This window comes from Saccharopolyspora hirsuta (assembly GCF_008630535.1).
Classification (GTDB): domain Bacteria; phylum Actinomycetota; class Actinomycetes; order Mycobacteriales; family Pseudonocardiaceae; genus Saccharopolyspora; species Saccharopolyspora hirsuta.
This window is the reverse complement of sequence record NZ_VWPH01000002.1, coordinates 332,028-353,771: the sequence shown is the minus strand read 5'-3', so window position 1 is coordinate 353,771 and position 21,744 is coordinate 332,028. Positions and strand designations below refer to the sequence as shown.

General features: G+C 72.0%; 26 protein-coding genes. 11 read left to right on the top strand and 15 right to left on the bottom strand.

All coding sequences use genetic code 11. The features are described from left to right. Window positions 1-12 precede the first annotated feature (12 nt). Genes F1721_RS04725 through F1721_RS04710 form a run of 4 tightly spaced genes read right to left on the bottom strand, consistent with a single transcriptional unit; the run spans window position 13 to window position 1,770 of the window. Window positions 13-591: a DNA-3-methyladenine glycosylase I gene (locus F1721_RS04725; protein WP_150065291.1), complete on the bottom strand. Its 579-nt coding sequence runs from the start codon at window positions 589-591 to the stop codon at window positions 13-15. Further along, window positions 588-1,040: an SRPBCC family protein gene (locus tag F1721_RS04720; RefSeq protein WP_150065290.1), complete on the bottom strand. Its 453-nt coding sequence runs from the start codon at window positions 1,038-1,040 to the stop codon at window positions 588-590. Before F1721_RS04720 ends, F1721_RS04725 begins: the two co-directional genes overlap by 4 nt. Window positions 1,041-1,043: 3 nt before the next feature. Next, a complete protein-coding gene (locus F1721_RS04715; protein WP_150065289.1) occupies window positions 1,044-1,394 on the bottom strand; it encodes a DivIVA domain-containing protein in 351 nt (116 codons plus the stop codon). 43 nt (window positions 1,395-1,437) lie between these two features. Next, window positions 1,438-1,770, bottom strand: coding sequence for a PadR family transcriptional regulator (locus tag F1721_RS04710; RefSeq protein ID WP_150065560.1), 333 nt, complete (start codon window positions 1,768-1,770; stop codon window positions 1,438-1,440). A 170-nt stretch (window positions 1,771-1,940) separates the two neighbouring features. Here F1721_RS04710 and F1721_RS04705 point away from each other — a divergent pair, with 170 nt between their 5' ends. Continuing rightward, on the top strand, window positions 1,941-2,306 hold the full coding sequence (locus F1721_RS04705; RefSeq protein WP_246154214.1) for a hypothetical protein: 366 nt from the start codon (window positions 1,941-1,943) through the stop codon (window positions 2,304-2,306). Between the two features lie 6 nt (window positions 2,307-2,312). Here F1721_RS04705 and folP read toward each other — a convergent pair whose 3' ends face one another. From folP to F1721_RS04690, 3 genes are read right to left on the bottom strand one after another with little or no spacing between them, the layout of a single operon-like run. Beyond that, entirely contained in the window at window positions 2,313-3,182 is an 870-nt protein-coding gene (gene folP / locus F1721_RS04700) for a dihydropteroate synthase (protein ID WP_150065288.1), read from the bottom strand. 41 nt (window positions 3,183-3,223) lie between these two features. After that, the gene (locus F1721_RS04695; protein WP_246154212.1) at window positions 3,224-3,778 is read right to left on the bottom strand and encodes an LOG family protein; all 555 of its coding nucleotides are present in this window, start codon (window positions 3,776-3,778) and stop codon (window positions 3,224-3,226) included. After that, window positions 3,775-4,560, bottom strand: a complete 786-nt coding sequence (locus tag F1721_RS04690; protein ID WP_150065286.1) for an LOG family protein — start codon at window positions 4,558-4,560, stop codon at window positions 3,775-3,777. The genes F1721_RS04695 and F1721_RS04690 overlap by 4 nt, the downstream gene beginning before the upstream one ends. 221 nt (window positions 4,561-4,781) lie before the next feature. Between F1721_RS04690 and F1721_RS04685 the strand changes: the two genes are divergently transcribed. Next, entirely contained in the window at window positions 4,782-5,741 is a 960-nt protein-coding gene (locus tag F1721_RS04685; protein ID WP_150065285.1) for a slipin family protein, read from the top strand. Window positions 5,742-5,771: 30 nt separating this feature from the next. Here F1721_RS04685 and dapE read toward each other — a convergent pair whose 3' ends face one another. Further along, window positions 5,772-6,848: a succinyl-diaminopimelate desuccinylase gene (dapE, locus tag F1721_RS04680; protein ID WP_150065284.1), complete on the bottom strand. Its 1,077-nt coding sequence runs from the start codon at window positions 6,846-6,848 to the stop codon at window positions 5,772-5,774. A 111-nt stretch (window positions 6,849-6,959) separates the two neighbouring features. Here dapE and F1721_RS04675 point away from each other — a divergent pair, with 111 nt between their 5' ends. The 7 genes from F1721_RS04675 to F1721_RS04645 all read left to right on the top strand — a co-directional run bounded on the left by F1721_RS04675 (window position 6,960) and on the right by F1721_RS04645 (window position 12,527). After that, window positions 6,960-7,256: a hypothetical protein gene (locus tag F1721_RS04675; RefSeq protein ID WP_150065283.1), complete on the top strand. Its 297-nt coding sequence runs from the start codon at window positions 6,960-6,962 to the stop codon at window positions 7,254-7,256. Window positions 7,257-7,258: 2 nt separating this feature from the next. Beyond that, a complete protein-coding gene (locus F1721_RS04670) occupies window positions 7,259-9,055 on the top strand; it encodes an alpha/beta hydrolase (protein WP_150065282.1) in 1,797 nt (598 codons plus the stop codon). Further along, entirely contained in the window at window positions 9,052-9,570 is a 519-nt protein-coding gene (locus tag F1721_RS04665; protein ID WP_150065281.1) for an LppA family lipoprotein, read from the top strand. The genes F1721_RS04670 and F1721_RS04665 overlap by 4 nt, the downstream gene beginning before the upstream one ends. Then, entirely contained in the window at window positions 9,563-9,895 is a 333-nt protein-coding gene (locus F1721_RS04660; protein ID WP_150065280.1) for a hypothetical protein, read from the top strand. The genes F1721_RS04665 and F1721_RS04660 overlap by 8 nt, the downstream gene beginning before the upstream one ends. Window positions 9,896-9,946: 51 nt before the next feature. Continuing rightward, window positions 9,947-10,426: an LppA family lipoprotein gene (locus F1721_RS04655; RefSeq protein WP_150065279.1), complete on the top strand. Its 480-nt coding sequence runs from the start codon at window positions 9,947-9,949 to the stop codon at window positions 10,424-10,426. A 43-nt stretch (window positions 10,427-10,469) separates the two neighbouring features. Then, entirely contained in the window at window positions 10,470-11,456 is a 987-nt protein-coding gene (gene dapD, locus F1721_RS04650) for a 2,3,4,5-tetrahydropyridine-2,6-dicarboxylate N-succinyltransferase (protein ID WP_150065278.1), read from the top strand. Between the two features lie 135 nt (window positions 11,457-11,591). Next, window positions 11,592-12,527, top strand: coding sequence for a CHAD domain-containing protein (locus F1721_RS04645; RefSeq protein WP_150065277.1), 936 nt, complete (start codon window positions 11,592-11,594; stop codon window positions 12,525-12,527). Window positions 12,528-12,536: 9 nt separating this feature from the next. On the opposite strand, the gene dapC is transcribed toward F1721_RS04645, so the two are convergent. The 6 genes from dapC to typA all read right to left on the bottom strand — a co-directional run bounded on the left by dapC (window position 12,537) and on the right by typA (window position 19,501). Then, on the bottom strand, window positions 12,537-13,658 hold the full coding sequence (gene dapC / locus F1721_RS04640) for a succinyldiaminopimelate transaminase (RefSeq protein ID WP_150065276.1): 1,122 nt from the start codon (window positions 13,656-13,658) through the stop codon (window positions 12,537-12,539). Continuing rightward, window positions 13,655-13,975 (bottom strand): ferredoxin, encoded by a 321-nt coding sequence (gene fdxA / locus F1721_RS04635; protein WP_150065275.1) that lies wholly within the window; start codon window positions 13,973-13,975, stop codon window positions 13,655-13,657. Before fdxA ends, dapC begins: the two co-directional genes overlap by 4 nt. Window positions 13,976-14,206: 231 nt before the next feature. Beyond that, entirely contained in the window at window positions 14,207-14,572 is a 366-nt protein-coding gene (locus tag F1721_RS04630; RefSeq protein ID WP_150065274.1) for a hypothetical protein, read from the bottom strand. Next, complete coding sequence (mshB, locus tag F1721_RS04625) at window positions 14,569-15,480, bottom strand: N-acetyl-1-D-myo-inositol-2-amino-2-deoxy-alpha-D-glucopyranoside deacetylase (RefSeq protein ID WP_150065273.1); 912 nt, start codon at window positions 15,478-15,480, stop codon at window positions 14,569-14,571. Before mshB ends, F1721_RS04630 begins: the two co-directional genes overlap by 4 nt. Window positions 15,481-15,574: 94 nt before the next feature. Beyond that, entirely contained in the window at window positions 15,575-17,329 is a 1,755-nt protein-coding gene (locus F1721_RS04620) for an ABC transporter family substrate-binding protein (RefSeq protein WP_170301351.1), read from the bottom strand. Between the two features lie 255 nt (window positions 17,330-17,584). Further along, a complete protein-coding gene (gene typA, locus F1721_RS04615) occupies window positions 17,585-19,501 on the bottom strand; it encodes a translational GTPase TypA (RefSeq protein ID WP_150065272.1) in 1,917 nt (638 codons plus the stop codon). 367 nt (window positions 19,502-19,868) lie between these two features. Here typA and F1721_RS34305 point away from each other — a divergent pair, with 367 nt between their 5' ends. Further along, entirely contained in the window at window positions 19,869-20,039 is a 171-nt protein-coding gene (locus F1721_RS34305) for a hypothetical protein (RefSeq protein ID WP_170301350.1), read from the top strand. 42 nt (window positions 20,040-20,081) lie between these two features. On the opposite strand, the gene F1721_RS04610 is transcribed toward F1721_RS34305, so the two are convergent. Continuing rightward, complete coding sequence (locus F1721_RS04610; protein ID WP_150065271.1) at window positions 20,082-20,393, bottom strand: YciI family protein; 312 nt, start codon at window positions 20,391-20,393, stop codon at window positions 20,082-20,084. Window positions 20,394-20,598: 205 nt separating this feature from the next. Between F1721_RS04610 and trpS the strand changes: the two genes are divergently transcribed. Then, window positions 20,599-21,564 (top strand): tryptophan--tRNA ligase, encoded by a 966-nt coding sequence (trpS, locus tag F1721_RS04605; RefSeq protein ID WP_150065270.1) that lies wholly within the window; start codon window positions 20,599-20,601, stop codon window positions 21,562-21,564. Window positions 21,565-21,744 lie beyond the last annotated feature (180 nt).

The window sequence follows — 21,744 nt, the reverse complement described above, 5'->3', positions numbered from 1 at the left end:
ACTGTTACGCACTCACGACAGGGTCCGCCAGCAGTCGGACAGGTGGTCGTCGACCATGCCGGTGGCCTGCATCAGGGCGTAGCAGGTGGTCGGGCCGACGAAGACGAAGCCGCGGCGCTTGAGCTCCTTGGCCATCGCCTTCGACTCCGGGGTGATCGCCGGGACGTCCTCCAGGGTCGCCGGGCGGTGCTTCCGGGGTTCCGGGGCGAAGGACCAGAGCAGGTCGTCCAGCGGCTGGTCCAGCCGCAGCACGGCACCCGCGTTGTTGATCGCCGCGTCGATCTTCGCGCGGTTGCGGACGATGCCCGCGTCGGCGAGCAGGCGCTCCCGGTCCGCGTCGTCGAAGGCCGCCACCTTCTCCGGCTCGAACCCGGCGAAGGCGCTGCGGAACGCCTCGCGCTTGCGCAGGATCGTCAGCCAGGACAGCCCGGACTGGAACGACTCCAGGGTGATCCGCTCGAACAGCTCCACGACGCCGCGCAGCGGGACGCCCCACTCCCGGTCGTGGTACTCGGTGTAGTCCGCCGGTCCCGCGCCCCACGGGCACCGGGCCTTCCCGTCCGCGCCGAGCACGGCGCCGGATCCGCTCACGTCCCTCTCCTGTCGTACTCGCGGCAGAACTGCGCGAACGCGGCCAGCGACCGGCGCACGCCCCAGGCGAACGCGGGCCGCACCACCGGCCAGACCAGCGCCGCACCGGCCGGCAGCGTCAGCCGCTCCCACCAGACGAAGGTCGAGGCCGCGTTCCCGCACCGGACCACATCGAACCCGCCGACCCCGACAACCGGCTCGGCGAGGTGGCGCACCCGGCAGCTCCGCGGCGGTTGCCACTCCACGATCTCCATCCGGTCCACGAACCCGACGCCGCCGAACCCGGTGACCGCGACCAGCCGCCCGCCCGGCCCGCTGGCGTCCCCGACCGGGTGCACCTCGGTGCCGAACATCCACTCGCCCTGCCGAGCCCAGTCCGTCGCGGCCGCCCACACCACCTCGGGCGGGGCCTGGACCGGGACGCTGAACCGCAGCTCGACCGGGCTCACCGCTCAGCCCTCCGCGTCGTCGCCGCGCGCGGAGCGGGACTCCTGCAGCTGCTCGCCGGCGACGTCGAGCTGGCGCTCGAGCACCGCGATGCGGCCGTGCAGCTCGTCGATCTCCCCGGCCAGCCGCTCCAGCGCCCAGTCCACCTCGGAGGCCTTGTAGCCGCGCAGGACCTGCTGGAACCGCAGCGCGCGCACGTCGGAGCCCTCGATGTCGGCCGGGGGCAGGCGGGTCGGGGTCGAGCCGGGCGGCAGCGGGGACAGCTCCTCGCCGCGCCCGAAGACGAGCGTTGCGAGCAGGTACACCACCGCGGCGACGGCGAGCACCGCGAAGAGGTAGATGAGCGCACTAGCCACGGTCGTCAATCGTGGCACGGACGGCGAGCCGCCGCGGCCACGGTCAGGTCTTCGCCGGAGCGGCTTCCAGGACGCCTTCGATGGCGCTGGTGAACTCGCGCCACGCCCGCCGCTCGGCCTGCAGGGTCTGCACGCCGGCCTGGGTCAGCCGGTAGGTGCGCCGCTGGCGGCCGCCGACGGTGCTCCAGGTGCTCTGCACGTACCCGGCGCGCTCCAGCCGCCGCAGCGCCGGGTAGACCGTGCCGGTGGGCAGGTCCAGGGCACCGCCGCTGCGTTCCTGCAGCGCCTCGATGATCGCGTAGCCGTGTAATGCCCTGCCGTCGAGCGTGGCCAGCAAGAGGGCATCCAGGTGGCCGCGGAGCGCATCAGCCTTCACAAGTAGCGACTCTACGGTCATTTCCGACCACTGTCACCGCCCTTCCACAAGAGGACCTAAGTCCTTTCGCGATCCGGCAGGTGATGACCTCGATCACAGTGCGCCGTTCGGGTGGCGTCAACTGGGAAAGGCGTTGACGTTCGGGAAATCCGAGCACACTGCGGAGTCGGATGAGCCGCGCGAGCAACCAGGAGGCGTTCGCCGTGCCCGACAACAGCGCCCCGGCCACGTCCGGAGCCTCGCGGTTGGACGCCGCGACGACCTACGCGCCGCAGGAGGAGGCCCGCGACCAGGTCCGCGCCTACCTCGCCCAGCTGGTCGACGTCATCGCCCAGCACCCGGAACCGGTGATGGCCCGGGACGAAGCGCACTGGCGGCTGGTGGAGCTGGTGGACGAGCTGTCCCGCGACCCGCTCAGCCCGCGCCGGGTGCAGTCGCGGTGGCTGCGCCTGGTCCCGCTGCTGCGCGAGGTCCGCCCGGACATCCCGTTCCCGGCCCTCACCGACCTCCTCAACCGCGCCGTCGGCACCCCCTGACCGGGATCAGGCCAGGGCCCGGAGGACCTGGTCCGGCGGGTGGGTGCCCGCGATGGCCGCGACCATGTCCACCACCCGGCGGGTTTCGCGGACGTGGTGGGCGCGGAACACCTTCGCCCCGCCCCAGGCCGCGACCGCCGTCGCCGCCAGGGTGCCCTCCAGCCGCTGGTCGACGGCGGCGCCCAGGGTCTCGCCGATGAAGTCCTTGTTGGACAGCGCCATCAGCACCGGCCAGCCGGTGGCCACCAGCTCGTCGACCCGGCGCAGCAGCGCCAGCCCGTGCCAGGTGTTCTTGCCGAAGTCGTGGGTCGGGTCGATCAGCACGCCCTGCCGGGGAACCCCGATGCGCACCATCCGCTCCGCCCGCTCGACCAGCTCGGCGGTCACCTCGGCGACCACGTCGGTGTAGCGGACCCGGTACGGGTCGGTGCGCGGCGGCAGGCCGCCGGTGTGCGAGCACACCACCCCGGCGCCGAACTCCGCGGCCACCTCGGCCAGCTCCGGGTCGGCCCCGGCCCAGGTGTCGTTGAGCAGGTCGGCCCCGGCTTCGCAGACCTGCCGGGCCACCTCGTGCCGCCAGGTGTCGACGCTGATCACCAGCTCCGGGTGCCGCTCGCGCACCGCGGCCACGAACGGCACCACCCGGCGGGCCTCCTCCGCGGCGTCCACCGCCTCGCCCTGCGCCCCGGCGCGGACCCCGCCGATGTCCACGATGTCCGCGCCGTCGGCCACCGCCCGGTCGACCGCCTCGGCGGCCGCCTCGACCTCGAAGGTCCGACCGCGGTCGAAGAACGAGTCGCGGGTGCGGTTGACGATCGCCATCACCAGGGGGCGGTCCTGGGGCACGTCCTTGTCGCGGAACCGGAGCGGCTGCACGTCTGCAGATCCTGGCACGCCGCCGCGGTCGGCCGGGAGGGTCACGGGGCGCAGGCGTCGAGCGCCGCGTCGACGTCGGTGACCACGTTGAGCACGTCCAGCGAGTGCTGCTTGGCGAACCCGCTGTCGACCAGCCCCTGCAGCCAGTCCAGCAGCCCCCGGTAGTGGCCGTCCGGGTCGAGCAGCACGATCGGCTTCTCGTGCATGCCGATGTAGCGGGCGGTCCAGACCTCGAACAGCTCCTCGCAGGTGCCGATGCCGCCGGGCAGCGCCAGGAACGCGGTGGCGTGCGCGTCCATCAGCCCCTTGCGCTCCCGCATGTTGTCCACGACCAGCAGCTCGTCCGCCTCGGTGTCGGCGATCTCCTTCTCCACCAGCGCGTGCGGGATGACCCCGACGGTGCGGCCGCCGTCGGCGCGCGCGGCCCGGGCGACCTCACCCATCATCGAGACCCGGCCGCCGCCGGAGACCAGCGTCCAGCCGCGCTTGGCGATCTTGCGCCCCACCTCGGCGGCCAGGTCGAGGTGCTGCTGGTCGACCGGTCCGGATGCGCAGTAGACGCAGACCGAGACGTCGGCGGGTGCGGAACTGGTCAATGCGTGGCCTCCCATGCTTCGTACGCCTCCTGCACGATCCCGACGGCGTCGTCGATGTCGTCGGTGAGGTGCAGCAGCGCGAGATCCTTGTCGCCGATCTTGCCGGACGCCCGCATGCTGTCCCGGATCCAGTCGTACAAGCCCTGCCAGTAGGACCTGCCGAACAGCACCACCGGGAACTTGGTGACCTTCTTGGTCTGCACCAGGGTCAGCGACTCGAACAGCTCGTCCATGGTGCCGAACCCGCCGGGCAGGCAGACGAACGCCTGGGCGTACTTGATGAACATCGTCTTGCGGACGAAGAAGTAGCGGAAGTTGACCCCGAGGTCCACCCACGGGTTCAGGCCCTGCTCGAACGGCAGCTCGATGCCGAGCCCGATGGACAGCCCGCCCGCCTCGGAGGCGCCCCGGTTGACCGCCTCCATCGCGCCCGGACCGCCGCCGGTGATCACCGCGCAGCCGATCTTGGCGAGCGCCGCGCCGAGCTCGACCCCGGTCGCGTACTCCGGGTGCTCCCGCGGCGTGCGCGCCGAGCCGAACACGGTGACCGCCCGCGGGACCTCGGCCAGCGCCCCGAAGCCCTCCACGAACTCGGCCTGGATGCGCAGCACCCGCCACGGGTCGGTGTGCACCCAGTCCGACGGGCCGCGGGAGTCCAGCAGCCGCTGGTCGGTGGTGGTGGGTTCGCGCAACCGGGACCGCCGCAGCACCACCGGTCCGCGTTGCTTCTCCTGGGGCCGCTCGGCACCGTCCGGCTCGCCCCACTGGCCTTCGATCGTCATGGCACGAGCCTACGCAGCCGACGCCCCGCGCCGGACCGAGGGGACGCGGTGAAATGCCTGTTCACGGGGGATTCACGCGAGCTTGCGCGAGCGTACGATTGCGATACAACGATCGAGTGGTGCCGACGGCCCGGCCGGTTCACCACGCAGGTCCCAGCGGCGATCTACGCAGGCGCAGCCGGGTCGCGGGCACGACCGGAAACCGAGCCCGGGAGCCTGCCATGCTCATCGAACTGCTCATCGTGATCCTCGTGCTCGGCGTCCTCTGCGCCGCCGCCGGCGTCAAGGTCGTCAAGCAGTACGAACGTGGTGTGGTGTTCCGCTTCGGCCGGGTTCAGCAGCTGACCCGCGGCCCCGGCCTGACCGCGATCGTCCCGGTGGTGGACCGGATGCGGAAGGTCAACCTGCAGATCGTCACCATGCCGGTGCCCGCCCAGGAGGGCATCACGCGCGACAACGTGACCGTGCGGGTGGATGCGGTGGTGTACTTCCGCGTCGAGGACCCGGTGCGCGCCATCGTCAACGTGGAGGACTACCTGTTCGCCGTCGGCCAGGTCGCGCAGACCTCGCTGCGGTCGATCATCGGCAAGAGCGACCTGGACGACCTGCTGTCCAACCGCGAACGGCTCAACCAGGGCCTGGAGCTGATGATCGACAGCCCGGCGCTGGGCTGGGGCGTGCACATCGACCGCGTGGAGATCAAGGACGTCTCGCTGCCGGAGTCCATGAAGCGCTCGATCGCCCGCCAGGCCGAGGCCGAGCGCGAACGCCGCTCCCGGGTCATCTCGGCGGACGGCGAGTTCCAGGCCTCCCGCCGCCTCGCCGACGCGGCCCACGTGATGGCCGACACCCCGGCCGCGCTGCAGCTCCGGCTGCTGGAGACGGTGGTGGAGGTGGCCGCGGAGAAGAACTCCACCCTGGTCCTGCCGTTCCCGGTGGAGCTCCTCCAGTTCGTCGACACCGTCAAGCGCGGAGCCACCGGCGCGGAGCAGCCCGCCGAGGCCACGCCGGAGGCGGCCGAGGCGGAGCTCGCGGAAGCGGAGCGAGCGGCGGAGCGCGAAGCGGAGCTGGTCAGCGCGGAGCGCGGCGAGGCGGAGCTGCCGCGGCAGCGCGCAGCGGAGGCGAAGCCCGACGCGGAGAGCTCGGAGAGCTCGGAGCAGTCGATGCTCGGCATCGCCTGAGCCGCGGAGCGGGGAGGGCGCCTTCCGGCGTCAGCGCAGGAAGCGGGTGAGGATGTCGGCGCAGTGGCGGATCTCCGCCGTGGCGACGTGCTCCTGCTTGGTGTGGGCGAGGGTCGGCGAGCCGGGGCCGAAGTTCACCGCCGGGAGGCCGCGGGCGGCGAAGCGGGCCACGTCGGTCCAGCCGAGCTTGGCCACCGGTTCCGAGGCCGAGGCCTCGACGAGTTCCGCGGCTGCCGGGGCGGTCAGGCCGGGCAGCGCACCGGCCGCACCGTCGGTCACCGTGACCTCGAAGCCGTCGAAGACCTCGCGCAGGTGGGCTTCCGCGTCGGCGAGGGACTTGTCCGGCGCGAAGCGGTGGTTGACCGCCACCACGCACTCGTCCGGGACCACGTTGCCCGACACCCCGCCGGAGATCCGCACCGCCTGCAGGCCCTCGCGGAACTGGAGGCCGTCGATCACCGGGTTGCGCGGGGTGTACTCGACCAGCCGCTGCAGCACCGGCTGCGCGGCGTGGATCGCGTTCTCCCCCATCCAGGCGCGGGCGGTGTGCGCGCGGGTGCCGGTGGTGCGCACCTCGACGCGCATGGTGCCCTGGCAACCGGCCTCGATCGCCGCGTTCGACGGCTCGCAGACCACCGCCAGGTCCCCGGCCAGCCAGTCCGGCAGCTCGCGCTCGATGCGGTTGAGGCCGTTGCGCTCGGCCTCGACCTCCTCGCAGTCGTAGAACACGAACGTCAGGTCGTGGCGGGGTTCGGTCAGCGTCGCGGCGAGGTGCAGCATCACCGCGTCGCCGCTCTTCATGTCCACCGTGCCGCAGCCGTGCAGGACCTCGTCCGCGCCCGATCCGCTGCGGGTCAGCGGCAGGTTGTCGTTGATCGGCACGGTGTCCAGGTGCCCGGCGAGCACGACGCGCGAGCCCCGGCCGAGGTTGGTCCGGGCCAGCACCGCGTCGCCGTTGCGCACCACCTCCAGGTGCGGCGCCTGGGCGCGCAGGGCCTGCTCCACCGCGTCCGCGATGGCCTTCTCCCCGCCGGAGACGCTGGGGATGTCCACCAGCGCGGCGGTCAGCTCGACGGGGTCAGCGGTGAGATCCAACGACGCAGTCACGACCGGCAGGCTACCCCGCAGCGGTGCGGCGGGGCCGGTGGGAACCAGATCGCCCGAACGCACATCTCACCCGTGATCATGGCGCTAGGCTTCGGCCGCTGGAGGTGGGCGTTGACATTCACGGCAGACCCGGACGTGCTGCGCAAGGCCGGGAAGAGTGCGAGGACGGCCGGTGAGCAGGCCGGGCAGGTCAAGCTGGGACCGCCCGTCGAGGACATCGCCGGGGCGATGCCCGGCGGCCGGTCCGAGGGTGCGGCCAAGCAGGTCGCGCAGAGCTGGGAGCGGGCCATCGGCGACTGGAGCAAGGCCGCCGAGAAGCACGGCCAGTCGCTGACCGCGAGCGCTGACGAGTACCAGGGTTCCGACGAGGCCAGCGCGCAGGGCATCAACGCCGCGGGCGGGAGGTAACGATGGTGTCCTACGCCGATGTGCGCCGCTGGAAGCCCGAGGAGCTCGAGTCGGCCCACTCCGAGCTCGGCAACCGCCGCAACGACCTCGTCGGGCTGCAGGACGAGCTGGACGGCGCCAAGAAGACCGACGGCTGGAGCGGCGCGGCCGCCGAGGCCTCCGCCGCGGAGCACGCGAAGCTCGTCGACGGCATGCGCTCGCTGATCGCCGAGGTCGCCACCGTGCGGGTCGCGGTGGCCGCGGCCGCCGATGAGGTGGCCAAGATCAAGAAGCGGATCGAGGAGGCCGACCGCGAGGCCGAGGCCAACGGGTTCCAGATCACCGACGAGGGCGGCATCCGCGACGTCGCCCCGCCGCAGGACGTGCCCGAGGACCAGCTGGAGGAGGTCAAGCAGCAGCGCCTCCAGGTCCGCGACAAGCTGATGGCCGACATCGAGAAGATCCTCGACGACGCCGAGCAGACCGACGCCGACCTGGCCAAGGCGCTGACCGCCGCCCAGGAGGACGAGATCAAGCCCGGCGAGGGCGGCACGCTGGCCGACGCGGCCAGCACCGGCGACCTCCAGGCCCTGGCCGCCTCCGCGGGCAAGCCCGCCGACGACTCCCCCGAGGCCAACGCCGAGTGGTGGAAGTCGCTGTCCGACGAGCAGCGCGCCGCCCTGCTGGAAGCCCCGCCCGCCTGGCTGGGCAGCCGCGACGGCATCCCCGCCGCCGCCCGCGACATGGCCAACCGGGCCAACATCGACAACGTCCGCGGGGACCTCGTGGCCGAGCGGGAACGGCTGGAGGCTGGCGGCGTCACCGAGGACGAGCGGGAGAAGCTCGACCAGATCAACGCCAAGATCGCCTCGGTCGACCAGGTCCGCGAGACCATCGGAAAGGAGGAGCCGCCCCGCCAGCTGCTGGTGCTCGACCCCAGCGGGGAGCGGCTCAAGGCCGCGGTCGCGGTGGGCGACGTGGACAAGGCCGACCACGTCTCGGTGTTCACCCCCGGCTTCACGACCACGGTGGACGGCAGCCTCGCGAACTACGACGACAAGATGCAGGAACTGGTCACCAAGTCCGAGGACCAGTTGGCCGAGAGCGGCAAGAAGGGCGACGTCGCCGCCGTCACCTGGATCGGCTACGAGGCGCCGCAGCAGGACGAGATCGGTGATCTCACCGGCGACTCCGTGGCCAGCTCCAGCTCGGCGAAGGAGGGCGGCGCGAAGCTCAACGACTTCTACCAGGGCATCAACGCCTCCCGGGACAACGACCCGCACCTCACCGCGATCGGCCACTCCTACGGCTCGACGACCACCGGCTACGCGCTCCAGGGCGGCGACCACGGCGTGGACGACGCGATCCTCTACGGTTCCCCGGGCGTGGGCACCAACGACATCGAGGACCTGGGCGTCCCGGAGGGGCACGCCTACCTGCTGGAGGCCAAGAACGACCCGGTCGCGGACTTCGCCCGCTTCGGCGGCGACCCCTCGCACATGGACGGGTTCACCAACCTGTCGACGGAGAAGTCCGAGCACGGCGCCGAGGTCACCGGTCACAGCGATTACCTCAACCCCGACACCACCAGCCAGCACAACATGGCGGCGGTCGTCGCCGGTCTGCCGGAGAACACCGTCGAGGGCAAGACCGACGGCGTGGGCGACGTGATCTCCTACCTGCCGCACCAGACCCAGGAGGGCGTCTCGGCGGCCCAGGAGTGGGGCAGCGAGGCCTGGTCGGACGTCAAGGACTTCGGCAGCGACACGTGGTCGGGCGTCAAGGACACCGGCTCCAAGATCAAGGACTTTTTCTCGTGAGGCGGCTCGCCCTGCTCGTCCTCAGCGCCCTGCTCATCACCGGATGTGCGGGCCAGCCCGACACTCCCGACGGGGGAAGCATGGAAGACCAGACCAGCACGCTGCAGGAGCGGCCCTCGATGGAGGAGATCACCGCGCGCTACGAGGAGATGCAGCAGAAGATCCGGGACCGGTTCACCGCGGAACTCGGCCTGGCCACGCCGTGGATCGACGACGGCGACCCCGGGCAGGCTGGCTGCGGGGAGTTCCCGGACACCCCGGAGGCGGAGAAGCACACGCTGAACCGCTGGTTGTACGAGGGGAATATCCCCGACGACCAGTGGCCCCGCGCGCTTCAGATCGCCGACGAGGTCGCCGCCGAGTACGGCTTCGTCGAGCGCCAGGTGATCCTCGACCGCCCCGGAAACCACAAGATCGAGATCCGGGACAGGTTCGGCGGTTGGCTGCAGCTGGGCACCAACGTGAACACCGTCCTGCGGGTCCGCACCGGCTGCCACCTGGTGCAAGGTGGCTGAGCAGCCGGGCGCGCGGGTCGTCGCGCTGGTCTTCGCCATCGCCTCGACCGTCCTCGCCATCCCGGAAGCCGCCTTCGCCGCGATGATCGGGGTGTGGGCGGCTTCCGTCCCGTGCGAGCCCGGCGGGTCGGGGGTCTGCGCGCCGATGGGCTACACGACGGCCGTCGCGCTCTTCGTGATCGCGGCGGCCCCGGTCGGGCTGTGGCTGCGCGTCCGCCGCCCGGGCCCCGTGCTCACCGCGGTGGTGGTCGGAGTGCTCGGGCTCGTCGCGGCACCGCTGCTGGCCTTCGGGATCATCCAGGTCGCGGCGACCTCGATCGGCTGACCTCCGGCGGTGCAGATCACAACTGCGGGTTGACCGAAGTCGATCTCCGGCATGATCTCGTCCGGCACCCCAGTCCGACCCGAGGGAGGAGCCGTGGAAGATCCCCGCAAGCTGCTCCGGCTGCGGCCCAGCATCGAGGAGATCAGCGCGCAGTACGGCCAGCTGCAGCAGCGGCTGCGGGACCGGCTCGACCACGAGCTCGGGCCGCTGTCCTGGGTGAAGTCCGAACCGCTCAGCCGCGCCGGTTGCGACGAGTTCCCGGACGTCCCGGAGGCGGAGGCCTGGGTGCTGGAGTCGTGGCAGGTGCCGGACAACCTGCCGGACGCGTCCTGGCCGCGCGCGGTCGACATCGTCCGGGCCCTCACCCGCGAGTACGGGTTCGGCGAGCCCGAGATCATCGTGGACCGCAGCGGCGACCACGAGATCACCGCCAACGACGAGTACGGCGCGGTCTACCGGTTCAGCACCGCGGCCAGGACGGTGCTGTCCATCACCACCGGCTGCCACCTGCGGGCGGCGGCGAAGGGCTGACCCGTGCGGGCCTCCGCCACCTGCGCCGATTACCGTTTCCGGTATGAGTGCACAGTCTCCCGATCCGCAGACCACGGGCGCCCACGGCGTGGGCCTGGCCACCGTGACCGACGACGGCACGGTGCTCGACACCTGGTTCCCGACCGTCCGGCTGGGTGAGCCGGGGCAGTCCGGCACGAAGCGGCTGTCCGCCGAGGAGGCCGCCGAGTCCCTGGGCGAGGCCGGTGCCGCACTGCTCGGACGGGACGAGGCCCGCGGGGTCGAGGTCGTCGCGGTGCGCACCGAGATCGGCCGCCTGGCCGACGCCCCGGTGGACGCGCACGACGTGTACCTGCGGCTGCACCTGCTCTCGCACCGCCTGGTCCAGCCGCGCGGGCTGAGCCTCGACGGCATCTTCGGCCTGCTGGCCAACGTCGTGTGGACCAACCACGGCCCCTGCCCGGTGGAGGGCTTCGAGGCCACCCGCCTGCGGCTGCGGGCGCGCGGCGCGGTCACCGTCTACGGCGTGGACAAGTTCCCGCGCATGGTCGACTACGTCGTCCCGTCCGGCGTGCGCATCGGCGACGCCGACCGGGTCCGGCTGGGCGCGCACCTGGCCAGCGGCACGACCGTGATGCACGAGGGCTTCGTGAACTACAACGCGGGCACCCTCGGCGCGTCGATGGTCGAGGGCCGGATCTCCGCCGGTGTCGTGGTGGCCGACGGCTCCGACGTCGGCGGCGGCGCCTCGATCATGGGCACCCTGTCCGGCGGCGGCAAGGAGGTCATCTCCGTCGGCGAGCGCTGCCTGATCGGCGCCAACGGCGGCGTGGGCATCTCGCTGGGCGACGACTGCATCGTCGAGGCGGGCCTGTACGTCACGGCGGGCACGAAGGTGACGCTGCCGGACGGCACCATCACCAAGGCCGCGGAGCTGTCCGGTTCGAACAACCTGCTCTTCCGCCGCAACTCCACCACCGGCGCCGTCGAGGTCACCGAGCGCACCGGCGGCAAGGTCGAGCTCAACGCCGCCCTGCACGCCAACGACTGACCGGTCCCGTGAGCACTTTCTGGTGCCACAGCACCACAAAGTGCTCACGGGCCCCACTCGGCACCGGCGGCCCGGCGGAGATCTTCCGCCGATCGGCCGAGGCGGGACCGGGGACGGGCGTTTTTATCATTGGCAATGGCTAGCAGCTGGCAGCAGCGCGACCTCTCGGCCGTCGTCGACCTGCCCGCCGAGCCCGTGACGGCCGACCGGCGGTCCCCCATCGCCGAGCACGTCCGGGCCGGGCTGGACAACCGCCTGCGCGCGCTGGTCGCGCACGACCCCGGCACCCGGCTCGGCGAGGATCCCGAAGAGCTGCACCAGATGCGGGTCGCGGTGCGCCGGATGCGCGCGATGCTGCTGGCCGCGCGGCCGTTCCTGGACCGGAGCTGGTCGGAGCCGCTGCGCGCCGAGCTCGGCTGGCTGGGCCGGGCGCTGGGCCCGGTCCGCGACCTCGACGTCCTGCTGGACCGCTTGCGCCAGGAGAGCGCCGACCTGCCGACCGACGAGCGGGCCGCCGCCGCCCGGCTGATCTCCGGGCTGGAGGCCGAGCACGGCGCGGCCCGGGTCGAGCTGCTCGCGGCGCTCGACAGCGACCGGTACCTGGATCTGCTGCGCGCGCTCGCGACCGCCGTCCGCACCACCCTGGCAGAGTCCGATGTGGACAGCGAGCGGGAACTGCGGAAGCTGGTGCTCGGCCAGTTCCGCAAGCTCCGCAAGGCGGTCGACCGGCTGCCTGCGGATCCCCCCGACCAGGACCTGCATGCGCTGCGCATCCGCGGCAAGCGCGTCCGCTACACGGCGGAACTCGCGCAGCCCGCCCTCGGCCGACCGGCGCAGCAGCTGATCAAGGCCGCCCGCCAGTTCCAGGATGTGCTCGGCGAGCACCAGGACGCCTGCGTGGCCGAGGAACGCGTGCGCGGCCTGCTCCACGACTTCGGCGACGAGGTGGACGCGGCGGTGGCGTTCGTGGCGGGCCGACTCGTCGAGCGCGAGCAGACCCGCCGGGCCGAACGCCGCGCGCAGTGGCCGTCCGCGTGGGAAGCCCTCACCGAAGCGGCGCAGGGCGTCTGATCCCGGGATTCACTCCGCGAGGCGCTTGGCGGCCGCCGCGATGCGCTCGTCCGTCGCGGTGAGCGCGATGCGGACGTGGCGGTCGCCCGCCGGGCCGTAGAAGGTGCCCGGCGCCGCGAGGATCCCCCGCTGCGCCAACCAATCCACCGTCTGCCACGCGTCCTCGCCGCGGGTCGCCCACAGGTACAGGCCCGCCTGCGAGTGCTCGATCCGGAAGCCCGCCGCCTCCAGCGCGGGCCGCAGCACCGCGCGCCGCGCCGCGTACCGCTCGCGCTGCTCGCTCACGTGCAAGTCGTCGCTGAGCGCCGCGGTGATCGCTTCCTGCACCGGCCGCGGGACGATCATGCCCGCGTGCTTGCGCAGCTCCAGCAGGCGCCGCACCAGATCCGGGTCACCGGTGACGAACCCGGCGCGGTACCCGGCCAGGTTCGACGACTTCGACAGCGAGTGCACGGCGAGCACGCCGCGCCGGTCCGCGCCCACCGAGGGGTGCAGCACCGACACCGGCTCGGTGTCCCAACCGAGCGCCAGGTAGCACTCGTCCGATGCGACCACCGCGCCGAGCTCCTGCGCGGCCCGCACCGACTCGCCCAGCTGCTGGGCGTCCAGCACGCGACCCGTCGGGTTGGACGGGGAGTTCAGCCACAGCAACGCGGTTCCGGCCGGGGGCAGCTCACCTGGCGCGAGCCGCACCACCTCGGCACCCGCGATCCTCGCGCCGACCTCGTAGGTCGGGTAGGCCAGTTCGGGGATGGCCACGACGTCGCCGGGCCGCACGCCGAGCAGCGTCGGCAACCAGGCGACCAGTTCCTTCGAGCCGATGGTCGGCAGCACCGCGTCGGGCTCCAGCCCGGAGATCCCGTAGCGGCGCTGCAGCGAGGCGATCGCGGCCTCGCGCAGTTCGGGAGTGCCGTGGGTGGCCGGGTAACCCGGTTTGTCGGCCACCTCCGCCAGCGCCCGCTGGAGGTTCTCCGGCACCGGGTCGACCGGGGTGCCGACGGACAGGTCGACGATGCCGTCCGGGTGGGCCTTCGCCGCGGCGGAGTGCCGGGCCAGCGAGTCCCACGGGAAGTCGGGCAGCTGCGGACCGCGGGGCCCGGACGCGGCGTCCGGGCCGGTCGCGCTGCTCATTCGCCCTGCGGGGGCAGGCTCTTGATGGGCTCGACGTCGAAGTCCTTCTTGCCCACCTTCGCCGCACCGCCCGGCGAGCCGAGTTCGTCGAAGAAGTCCACGTTCGCCTTGGTGTAGGCGGCCCACTCCTCCGGAACGTCGTCCTCGTAGTAGATGGCCTCCACCGGGCAGACCGGCTCGCAGGCACCGCAGTCGACGCACTCATCGGGGTGGATGTAGAGCATCCGCCCGCCCTCGTAGATGCAGTCGACAGGGCACTCCTCGATGCAGGCCTTGTCGAGCACGTCCACGCAGGGCTCGGCGATCACGTAGGTCACGGTTGCACTCCTGCTCGAAGCGTTGTCCTACTCGCGCGCAGGAACCTCCTGCCGCGACTGCTGACAGTATCTCTCCTACCCACCCAGGACACGTAACCGGTCCCACAGCTCGGGAGCGCTGCCGACTCTACGACGCGGGCGTTAACGGCGTAAACCACGTCGGCCCCCGGTCGCCCCTCGACGCGCACGTCAGCGGTGGTAATCCGGCCACCGTGCGCTGCGCCACACCGCTCAGGCCCGGGCGCGCTTGCCCAGCACGATCCCGAGCATCATCGCGCTCGGCAGCGCCCCGGCGCCGATCAGCAGCAGCGTCCGCCAGTCGTTGCCGACCAGGACCATGTCGCCGCCCGGTCCGAGGACGCCGAACACCAGCACGGTCAGGAACCAGAGCACCAGCGGCGCCCCGGCGATCCGGCGGCGCGGGGAGAGCCGCGCGGCCTCCGACACCAGCAGCGGCGTGGTCACCGCCGCGACCGCCGCGGTGATCGGGAACTGCACGGTGCCGAGGTAGGACGGCAGGAAGAGCAGCTCGACCAGCGCCAGGATCACGGCGTCGACCAGCAGGAAACCGAACACCGCCCGGTCCAGCGGGCTCAACGGTCCCCCACCGGCTCGGTCCCGCTCACCCCGAGCCCGCCGAACAGGTCCGCCTCGCAGCCCGCCGGATCACCGCTGGCCAGCACGTAGTGCTCGGTCGGCACGATGGGCTGCGCGACGCCGTTGGACAGCGCGTACGCCGCGACGCCCTCGCCGTTGTCCCACCGGTCCAACCACACCTTGACCTGGGTGCCGTGCGCCCGCAGCGCGCTGATCTTGGCGGGGAGGTGCTCGGACACGTCGATCACGGTGGTGATCGTCTCGTCCGCGACGCTGGCCAGCTCGTGCGGTTCGGGCAGCTGGAACGGCATGTCCTCGACCTCGGCCAGACCTGCCAGGCCCTTTTCCAGGGCGTCGCGCGAGGGCACCGCGTAGAAGACGCGCTGCACGTCGGGCACCTTCGCAGCGGCGGCGACGGTCACCTCGTGGGCGCGGACGTGGTCGGGGTGGCCGTAACCTCCGTCGGCCGCGTAGGTCACGACGACCTGCGGCTTGACCTCGCGCAGCACCGCTTCCAGCGCGTCGACCTGCTCCTCGGCGGAGCCGATCGCGAACGCCCGGGGGTGCGCGTCCGGCAGCGCCCCGGCCAATCCCGGCTTCTCCCAGAGCATCCCGGAATCGCGCCAGCGGCCGATGCCACCGAGGAACCGGTGGTCGGTCACGTGGAGGGCGGCGCAGGCCGAGCGCAGCTCGCCGACCCGGTAGCCGCCGAGCTGGTCCGCCTGGTCGGCGGCCAGGCCGCGCAGGCTCTCCGGGATGACCTCGCCCTCCTCGCCGAGGGTGCAGGTCACCACCACGACCTGCACGCCGCGCGCGGCGTAGCGGGCGATCGTCCCGCCGGTCCAGAGGCTTTCGTCATCGGGGTGCGCGTGTACCAGCAGCAACCGCGGTGGGGCCGTCAGCGTCACCGGTCCAGCCTAATCTGCGGCCCGCACCACACGGCGGACGGCAGTCGCATTGCTCCGAACGGCCCAACGACCCGGAGCGGTCGAACCAAGCCGATCAGTAGCCGTCGTTGTCGGCGTAGGTCCCGAGCCACTGGGCAGCGGTGGAGAACGGACCGGACAGACCGTTGCCCGGTTCGACGCCCTTCACCTCCGGGCGCAGCGCCAGGACCTGCGCCTGCTGGTAGAGCGGCAGCGCGACCGCCGCCCGCCACAGCACCGGCTCGACGATCGACGACGCCTCGGCGAACGGCACCTGACCGGTCATCGCCGCGTCGATGGTCGGCTGCAGCAGCTCGTCGCAGAACCCGGCCGCGTTGTGCGGGAACGGCTGCTCGCCGTCCGGGGTCACGCCGGGGCACCCGTACGCCGCGGCCATCGTCGCGGCCGGGTCGCCACCGGCGGGCCGCGGCGCGATCGCCATGTCCACCGAGGCCGCCCCGCCGGAGTCCCCGGACTTCGGGTTGGCCGCCAGCATCTCGCCGAACAGCTGGTCCCCGGTGGGCGTCACCACCGTCGCCTGGATCCCCTGCTCCCGCAGCTGCCGCGCGGCCTCCTCGGCGACCCGGATGTAGGACTCGTGCTCGAACGGCGCGGCGATGACCAGGTTCAGCGGCCGCCCGTCGCGCAGCCAGGCCCCGCCGCTGCGGTGGTAACCGGCCTCCTCCAGCAGCTTCTCCACCCGCGCGGGGTCCGGCTTCGCCGGGAACGCACCGGACGGTTCCGTCGGCGTGTAGCCGAGCTCGGACGGTGCGAGCACCTGCGCGTGGGACTGCAGCTGCTCGGCCGGTCCGCCGCCGGTGCCCGCCTCGATCAGCGCCGGGCGGTCGAGCGCCGCGAGAACGGCCTGCCGCGCCTTGATGTCGGCCAGCGCCCGGCTGTCCGGGCGCAGCAGCACCTCCACCGTCGCGGGCCGGGGCACGTTGATCAGCTGCACGGAGTCGCCGAGGTCGCGCAGGGCCTGCATGGTTCCGGTGTCCGCGCCGAACACCGCCAGGTGGCTGTCACCGCTGCGCAGCGCCTCGACCTGGCGGGCCTTGTCGATCGCGCGCAGCACGATGCGGTCGGACTGCGCGGGCGGCCCCCAGTAGCGGTCGTTGCGCTCCAGGATGATCTCGCCGCGGTCGAGGTCGACCTGCCGGATCGCGAACGGGCCGCCGGAGGCCGGGTAGCCGTCGTCCAGCACCGTCGACCAGCCCCGGGGCGCGTCCCGCAGCAGGTGCGCGGGCAGCAGGTTGTTGAACAGCGACTGCCAGCCGGGGAACGGCTTGGTGAAGGTCACGTCCACCGTCTTGCCGCCCTGGCGCGAGGCCACGTCCTCGATCAGCTGGTAGCCCGCCGCGTCGGACACGCCGGGCTGCGAGCGCAGCTGCTGCCACAGGTAGACGAAGTCCTCGGCGGCGATCGGCGCGCCGTCGGACCAGTTCGCCTCGCGGCGGATCCGGTAGCGGACGGTGAACTTCTCCCGGTCCGGCACCACCTCCGCCGATTCCATCAGTGTGGTGTCCAGCTGCAACCGCCCGTCCGGGCCGGGCCGGTGCACCGACGGCAGCATCAGGCTGGCCAGCGCCGAGCTGGTCGGCGAGAGGTCGGCGAGGGTGTGCGGGTTGAACCCGCCCTCCAGCTCGTCGACCCCGACCACGACCTCCACCGGCATCGGCTGCGTGGGCGGCGCGGTGGTCGTCGGGGGCTGCGTCGTCGGGGTTTCCGACACCAGCGGCGGTGGTGGCGCATTGGTGCAGGCAGCCACCAAGCTCGCTGTCGTCACCAGCAGGGAGACCGCAGCCAGTGGGCGGCGTCGACCCTGGGACACGCCGAACCTCCCCTCACGTCTGCTCCCCCGAACGCACCCCGACGGCCGGGGCGCCTCGCACGTGCGGAAGACGCGCGAGGGCCCTCCATGGTTCCCTCCGTCGACCGGGTGATCGACACCGGGGTAGGCGCCCAGTGTGCTAGCCGACCGCCCCGCGCGCCCGCAGAACGGCGAAATCCCTTTCGCCGCGCGAAATCCGGCAACCCGGCATTCCGGACGCGCTGGTCGCTCCCGGCGCCCACTGCCCAGCCTGGCTCACGACGCGTTGTCGCGCGCCTTCGCCCGGGAGCGCTCGCGAGCGCGGGTGGTGCCGTCGAGGATCACCTTGCGGACCCGGATCGCCTCCGGCCCGACCTCCACGCACTCGTCCGCGGCGCAGAACTCCAGCGCCTCCTCCAGCGCCAGGGTGCGCGGCTTGGCCAACCGCTCCAGCTCGTCCGCGGTGGACGAGCGCATGTTGGTGAGCTTCTTCTCCTTGGTGATGTTCACGTCGAGGTCCTCGGCGCGCGGGTTCTCCCCGACCACCATGCCCTCGTACACCTCGTTGCCGGGCTCCACGAAGAAGCTGCCCCGGTCGGCCAGCTGCAGCAGCGCGTAGGTGGTCGCCGAGCCCGCCCGGTCGGCCACCAGCGAACCGGTGTGCCGGGTGCGCAGCTCGCCCACCCACGGGAAGTAGCCCTCGAAGACGTGGTTGGCGATGCCGGTGCCGCGGGTCTCGGTGAGGAACTCGGTGCGGAAGCCGATCAGACCGCGCGCGGGCACCACGTAGTCGAGCTTGATCCGCCCGGTGCCGTGGCCGTCCATGGTCTCCATCCGGCCCTTGCGCCCGGCCAGCAGCTGGGTGATCGCGCCGAGGTGCTCCTCCGGCGCGTCGATGGTCAGCCGCTCGAACGGCTCGCACAGCTGCCCGTCGATGGTCTTGGTGACCACCTGCGGCTTGCCGACGGTGAGCTCGAAGCCCTCCCGGCGCATGGTCTCCACCAGGATGGCCAGCGCCAGCTCGCCGCGGCCCTGCACCTCCCAGGCGTCCGGCTTCTCGGTGGGCAGCACCTTCATGCTGACGTTGCCGATCAGCTCGGCGTCCAGCCGGTTCTTCACCAGCCGCGCGGTGATCTTGGTGCCGCCGTTGCGGCCGGTCAGCGGCGAGGTGTTGACGCCGATGGTCATCGAGATCGCCGGGTCGTCGACGGTGATCCGGGGCAGCGGCTCCGGGGCGTCCGGGTCGGCCAGCGTGTCGCCGATGGTGATGTCCGGGATGCCGGCGATGGCGACCAGGTCGCCCGCGGAGGCCTCCGCGCACGGCACCCGGTCCAGGTTCTCGGTGATCAGCAGCTCGGTCAGCCGGACCTTCTCCACCGAGCCGTCCGCCCGGCACCACCCGACGGTCTGCCCCTTGCGCAGGGTTCCGGCGTGGATGCGGCACAGCGCGATGCGGCCGAGGAACGACGAGGCGTCCAGGTTGGTCACCAGCGCGCGCAGCGGGGCCTCGACGTCGGCGACCGGCGCGGGAACGTGCTTGAGCAGCACGTCGAACAGCGCGGTCAGGTCCTCCTCGGCGGGCAGCTCGCCGTCCACCGGCTGGGCCACGGACGCGCGACCGGCGCGGGCGGAGGCGTAGATGACCGGCAGGTCCAGGATCGCCTCCATGTCGAGGTCGACCTCGCCGTCGAGCTCGCTGGCCAGCTCCAGCAGCAGGTCGTGGGTCTCCTCCACCACCTCGGCGCAGCGGGCGTCCGGGCGGTCGACCTTGTTCACCACCAGGATCACCGGCAGCCCGGCGGCCAGCGCCTTGCGCAGCACGAACCGGGTCTGCGGCAGCGGGCCCTCGCTGGCGTCGACCAGCAGCAGCACGCCGTCGACCATGGACAGCGCGCGCTCCACCTCACCGCCGAAGTCGGCGTGCCCGGGGGTGTCGACCACGTTGATGGTCACCGGTCCGGCGTCGGTCTCCCGGCGGATCGCGGTGTTCTTGGCCAGGATGGTGATGCCCTTCTCCCGCTCCAGGTCGTTGGAGTCCATGACCCGGTCGACCAGTTCGGCTCGTTCGGAGAAGGCGCCGGATTGCCGCAGCATGGCGTCCACCAGGGTGGTCTTGCCGTGGTCGACGTGCGCGACGATCGCGACGTTGCGGAGATCGCTGCGAATGGGGGCGGCGACGCTGGTGGCGGACACGCGGGTACTCCATGGCTCGGCGCGGAATGCGGGCGGCGGCGGGTTCGTCGACTGCGGGCCGGGTGCGGGTGCTCCCGCAACGCACCTCGTCGGGCGCGGGACACCTGGTCCTGGCACCCCTCGGGGCACCCTGCCGCGGCTCCGCTGCGCCGCTGCTGCGGAGCTCCTTCCGGACGGCACCCCGCCAGCAGCGGGGCGCGTGCGTCGACGCGCGGCTCGTTCCAGAGTAGTGCAACGCCGAGCGGGACCGGCCGCCGCGTGCTCAGCGCAACACCCGGCGGTCGCCCGCCAACATCAGGTTCGCCATTTGAGGTTAGGTTCACCTACCCTGTGCCCAACCGCCGTCGGAGCACCGGAAAGAAACATCGTGGGCAAAGGCACCATCAAGGTCAAAAAGAAATGTTGCCGCTCGCAACCTCCTTGCAAGAGCTGCCCGATCGTGGCACTGCGCAACCTGCTCCGCGAGGCCAAGGCGGAAGAGGCCAAGAAAGCGCAAAAGAAGGCAAAGAAAGAAGCAAAGAAAAAGAAGGCGAAATGATCTCGCCACGGCGGCGCCGTGGTCGCGGAACGCGTTTCGGGACTACTTGTGGGCAGCCGGGGTCAGCGGGTCGGCGTACTTCGCCAACTCCGGGATGGTGCGCAGCGCCTGGAACTCGATGACCTCGTAGCGAACCAGCTTGTGCAGGGCGAACGGGTCCGTGGCGAGGATCGCGTCGAGGCGCCCGCGGGACATCGCGCGAGCGATGATCACCGCTCCGCTGCGCGGGTGGCGGTGGCCGGCCGCGATGAAATCACCGGCGTCGTAATGCTGGGTTACCCATTCGTAGTGATCTACCAACTGGGCGTCGATCTCCGATTCCGGGGCGGTGTATTGCAGCAGCACTACAAACATGCTCCCACGGTAACTCCTCAACTTGACCGCTGCCGATCACCAAGCGGTAACATTGCCCCGTGCGCGCAATGTCGAACATCTGGTGGACCGCCTTCGGGCGGCCCGGCGACTCAGCGCACTGACGCACAGCACATCGGCCGCCCGACCGGGCGGCCGAGCAGTGCCAGGTCGATCCCGGTGGCGCCGACGACCACAGGAGAGACCCATGACCCGCCTGTCCGGGATCACCCCGTCCGGCCACGTCCAGCTCGGCAACTACCTCGGCGCGGTGCGGCGGTGGGCCGCCGAGCGCGAACCCGCGGACCTGTTCTTCGTCTCCGACCTGCACGCCATGACCACGCCGAACCGCCCGCAGCGGCTGCGCGCGCTCACCCGCGAGCAGTTCGCGGTGCTGCTGGCGGCGGGCATCGACCCGGACTCGCTGTTCGTCCAGTCCGACCTGGCCGGTGAGCTGGGCGCGCTGAACTGGATCCTGGAGTGCACCTGCTCCTTCGGCGAGGCCGCCCGGATGGTCCAGTTCAAGGAGCGGGGCGCCGGGCAGGACGGTTCGCGGGTCGGGCTGCTCACCTACCCGGTGCTGATGGCCGCGGACATCCTGCTGCAGGGCGCCGACCGGGTCCCGGTCGGCAGCGACCAGGGCCAGCACGTGGAGCTGGCCCGCACCCTGGCCCGGCGGTTCAACTCCCGCTACGGCCAGGTGTTCGCCGCCCCGGAGGCGGTGGTGCCCAGGACCGCGGCCCGGGTGCGCGACCTGGCCGATCCGGGCCGCAAGATGGAGAAGTCCAGCCCGCAGTCCCCCGGCGTGGTCTTCGTGCTCGACGAGCCCGACGTGATCCGCCGCAAGTTCCGCCGCGCCGTCACCGACGGGCTCGACCGGGTCCGCTTCGCCCCGGACGAGCAGCCGGGAGTGGCGAACCTGCTGGAGATCCTGGCCGCCTGCACCGGCACCAGCCCGTACACCGCGGCCGGATCGGCCAGCGCTTACGCGGAGCTGAAGGAAGCCGCGGCCGAAGCGGTGATCGAGGAGCTGCGCCCGCTCCGCGAGCGCACCTTGGAGCTGCTGGACGACCCGGCCGAGCTGGAACGCGTCCGAGCGCACGGCGCGAAGCGGGCGACCGAGCGGGCCCACCCCCGCCTCCAGGCCGCCTTCCACGTCACCGGCCTGCGCTGAACCCCCCGGAGGGCGCCTTCACGCGTCGACCGAAAGCGCCCTCCACCTGCCCATTCGTTCACCAGTTCGAGTTATTCACCTTGCGAACACGTGATCGACATCAGCAGCCTGGGATTCGTGATCGCCTACTTCGAAATCCCCACCGGTTTCGCCATCGCGAGGAGGAATCCCATGCACACG

Excerpts from the sequence above, each read along its gene's own strand:
- F1721_RS04705 (WP_246154214.1), top strand. The coding sequence starts at position 1,941 with ATGAGCCGCGCGAGCAACCAGGAGGCGTTCGCCGTGCCCGACAACAGC.
- F1721_RS04645 (WP_150065277.1), top strand. The coding sequence starts at position 11,592 with ATGGCTAGCAGCTGGCAGCAGCGCGACCTCTCGGCCGTCGTCGACCTG.
- dapD (WP_150065278.1), top strand. The coding sequence starts at position 10,470 with ATGAGTGCACAGTCTCCCGATCCGCAGACCACGGGCGCCCACGGCGTG.
- F1721_RS04655 (WP_150065279.1), top strand. The coding sequence starts at position 9,947 with ATGATCTCGTCCGGCACCCCAGTCCGACCCGAGGGAGGAGCCGTGGAA.
- F1721_RS04670 (WP_150065282.1), top strand. The coding sequence starts at position 7,259 with ATGGTGTCCTACGCCGATGTGCGCCGCTGGAAGCCCGAGGAGCTCGAG.
- F1721_RS04685 (WP_150065285.1), top strand. The coding sequence starts at position 4,782 with ATGCTCATCGAACTGCTCATCGTGATCCTCGTGCTCGGCGTCCTCTGC.
- F1721_RS04690 (WP_150065286.1), bottom strand. The coding sequence starts at position 4,560 with ATGACGATCGAAGGCCAGTGGGGCGAGCCGGACGGTGCCGAGCGGCCC.
- trpS (WP_150065270.1), top strand. The coding sequence starts at position 20,599 with ATGACCCGCCTGTCCGGGATCACCCCGTCCGGCCACGTCCAGCTCGGC.
- F1721_RS04610 (WP_150065271.1), bottom strand. The coding sequence starts at position 20,393 with ATGTTTGTAGTGCTGCTGCAATACACCGCCCCGGAATCGGAGATCGAC.
- dapC (WP_150065276.1), bottom strand. The coding sequence starts at position 13,658 with ATGAGCAGCGCGACCGGCCCGGACGCCGCGTCCGGGCCCCGCGGTCCG.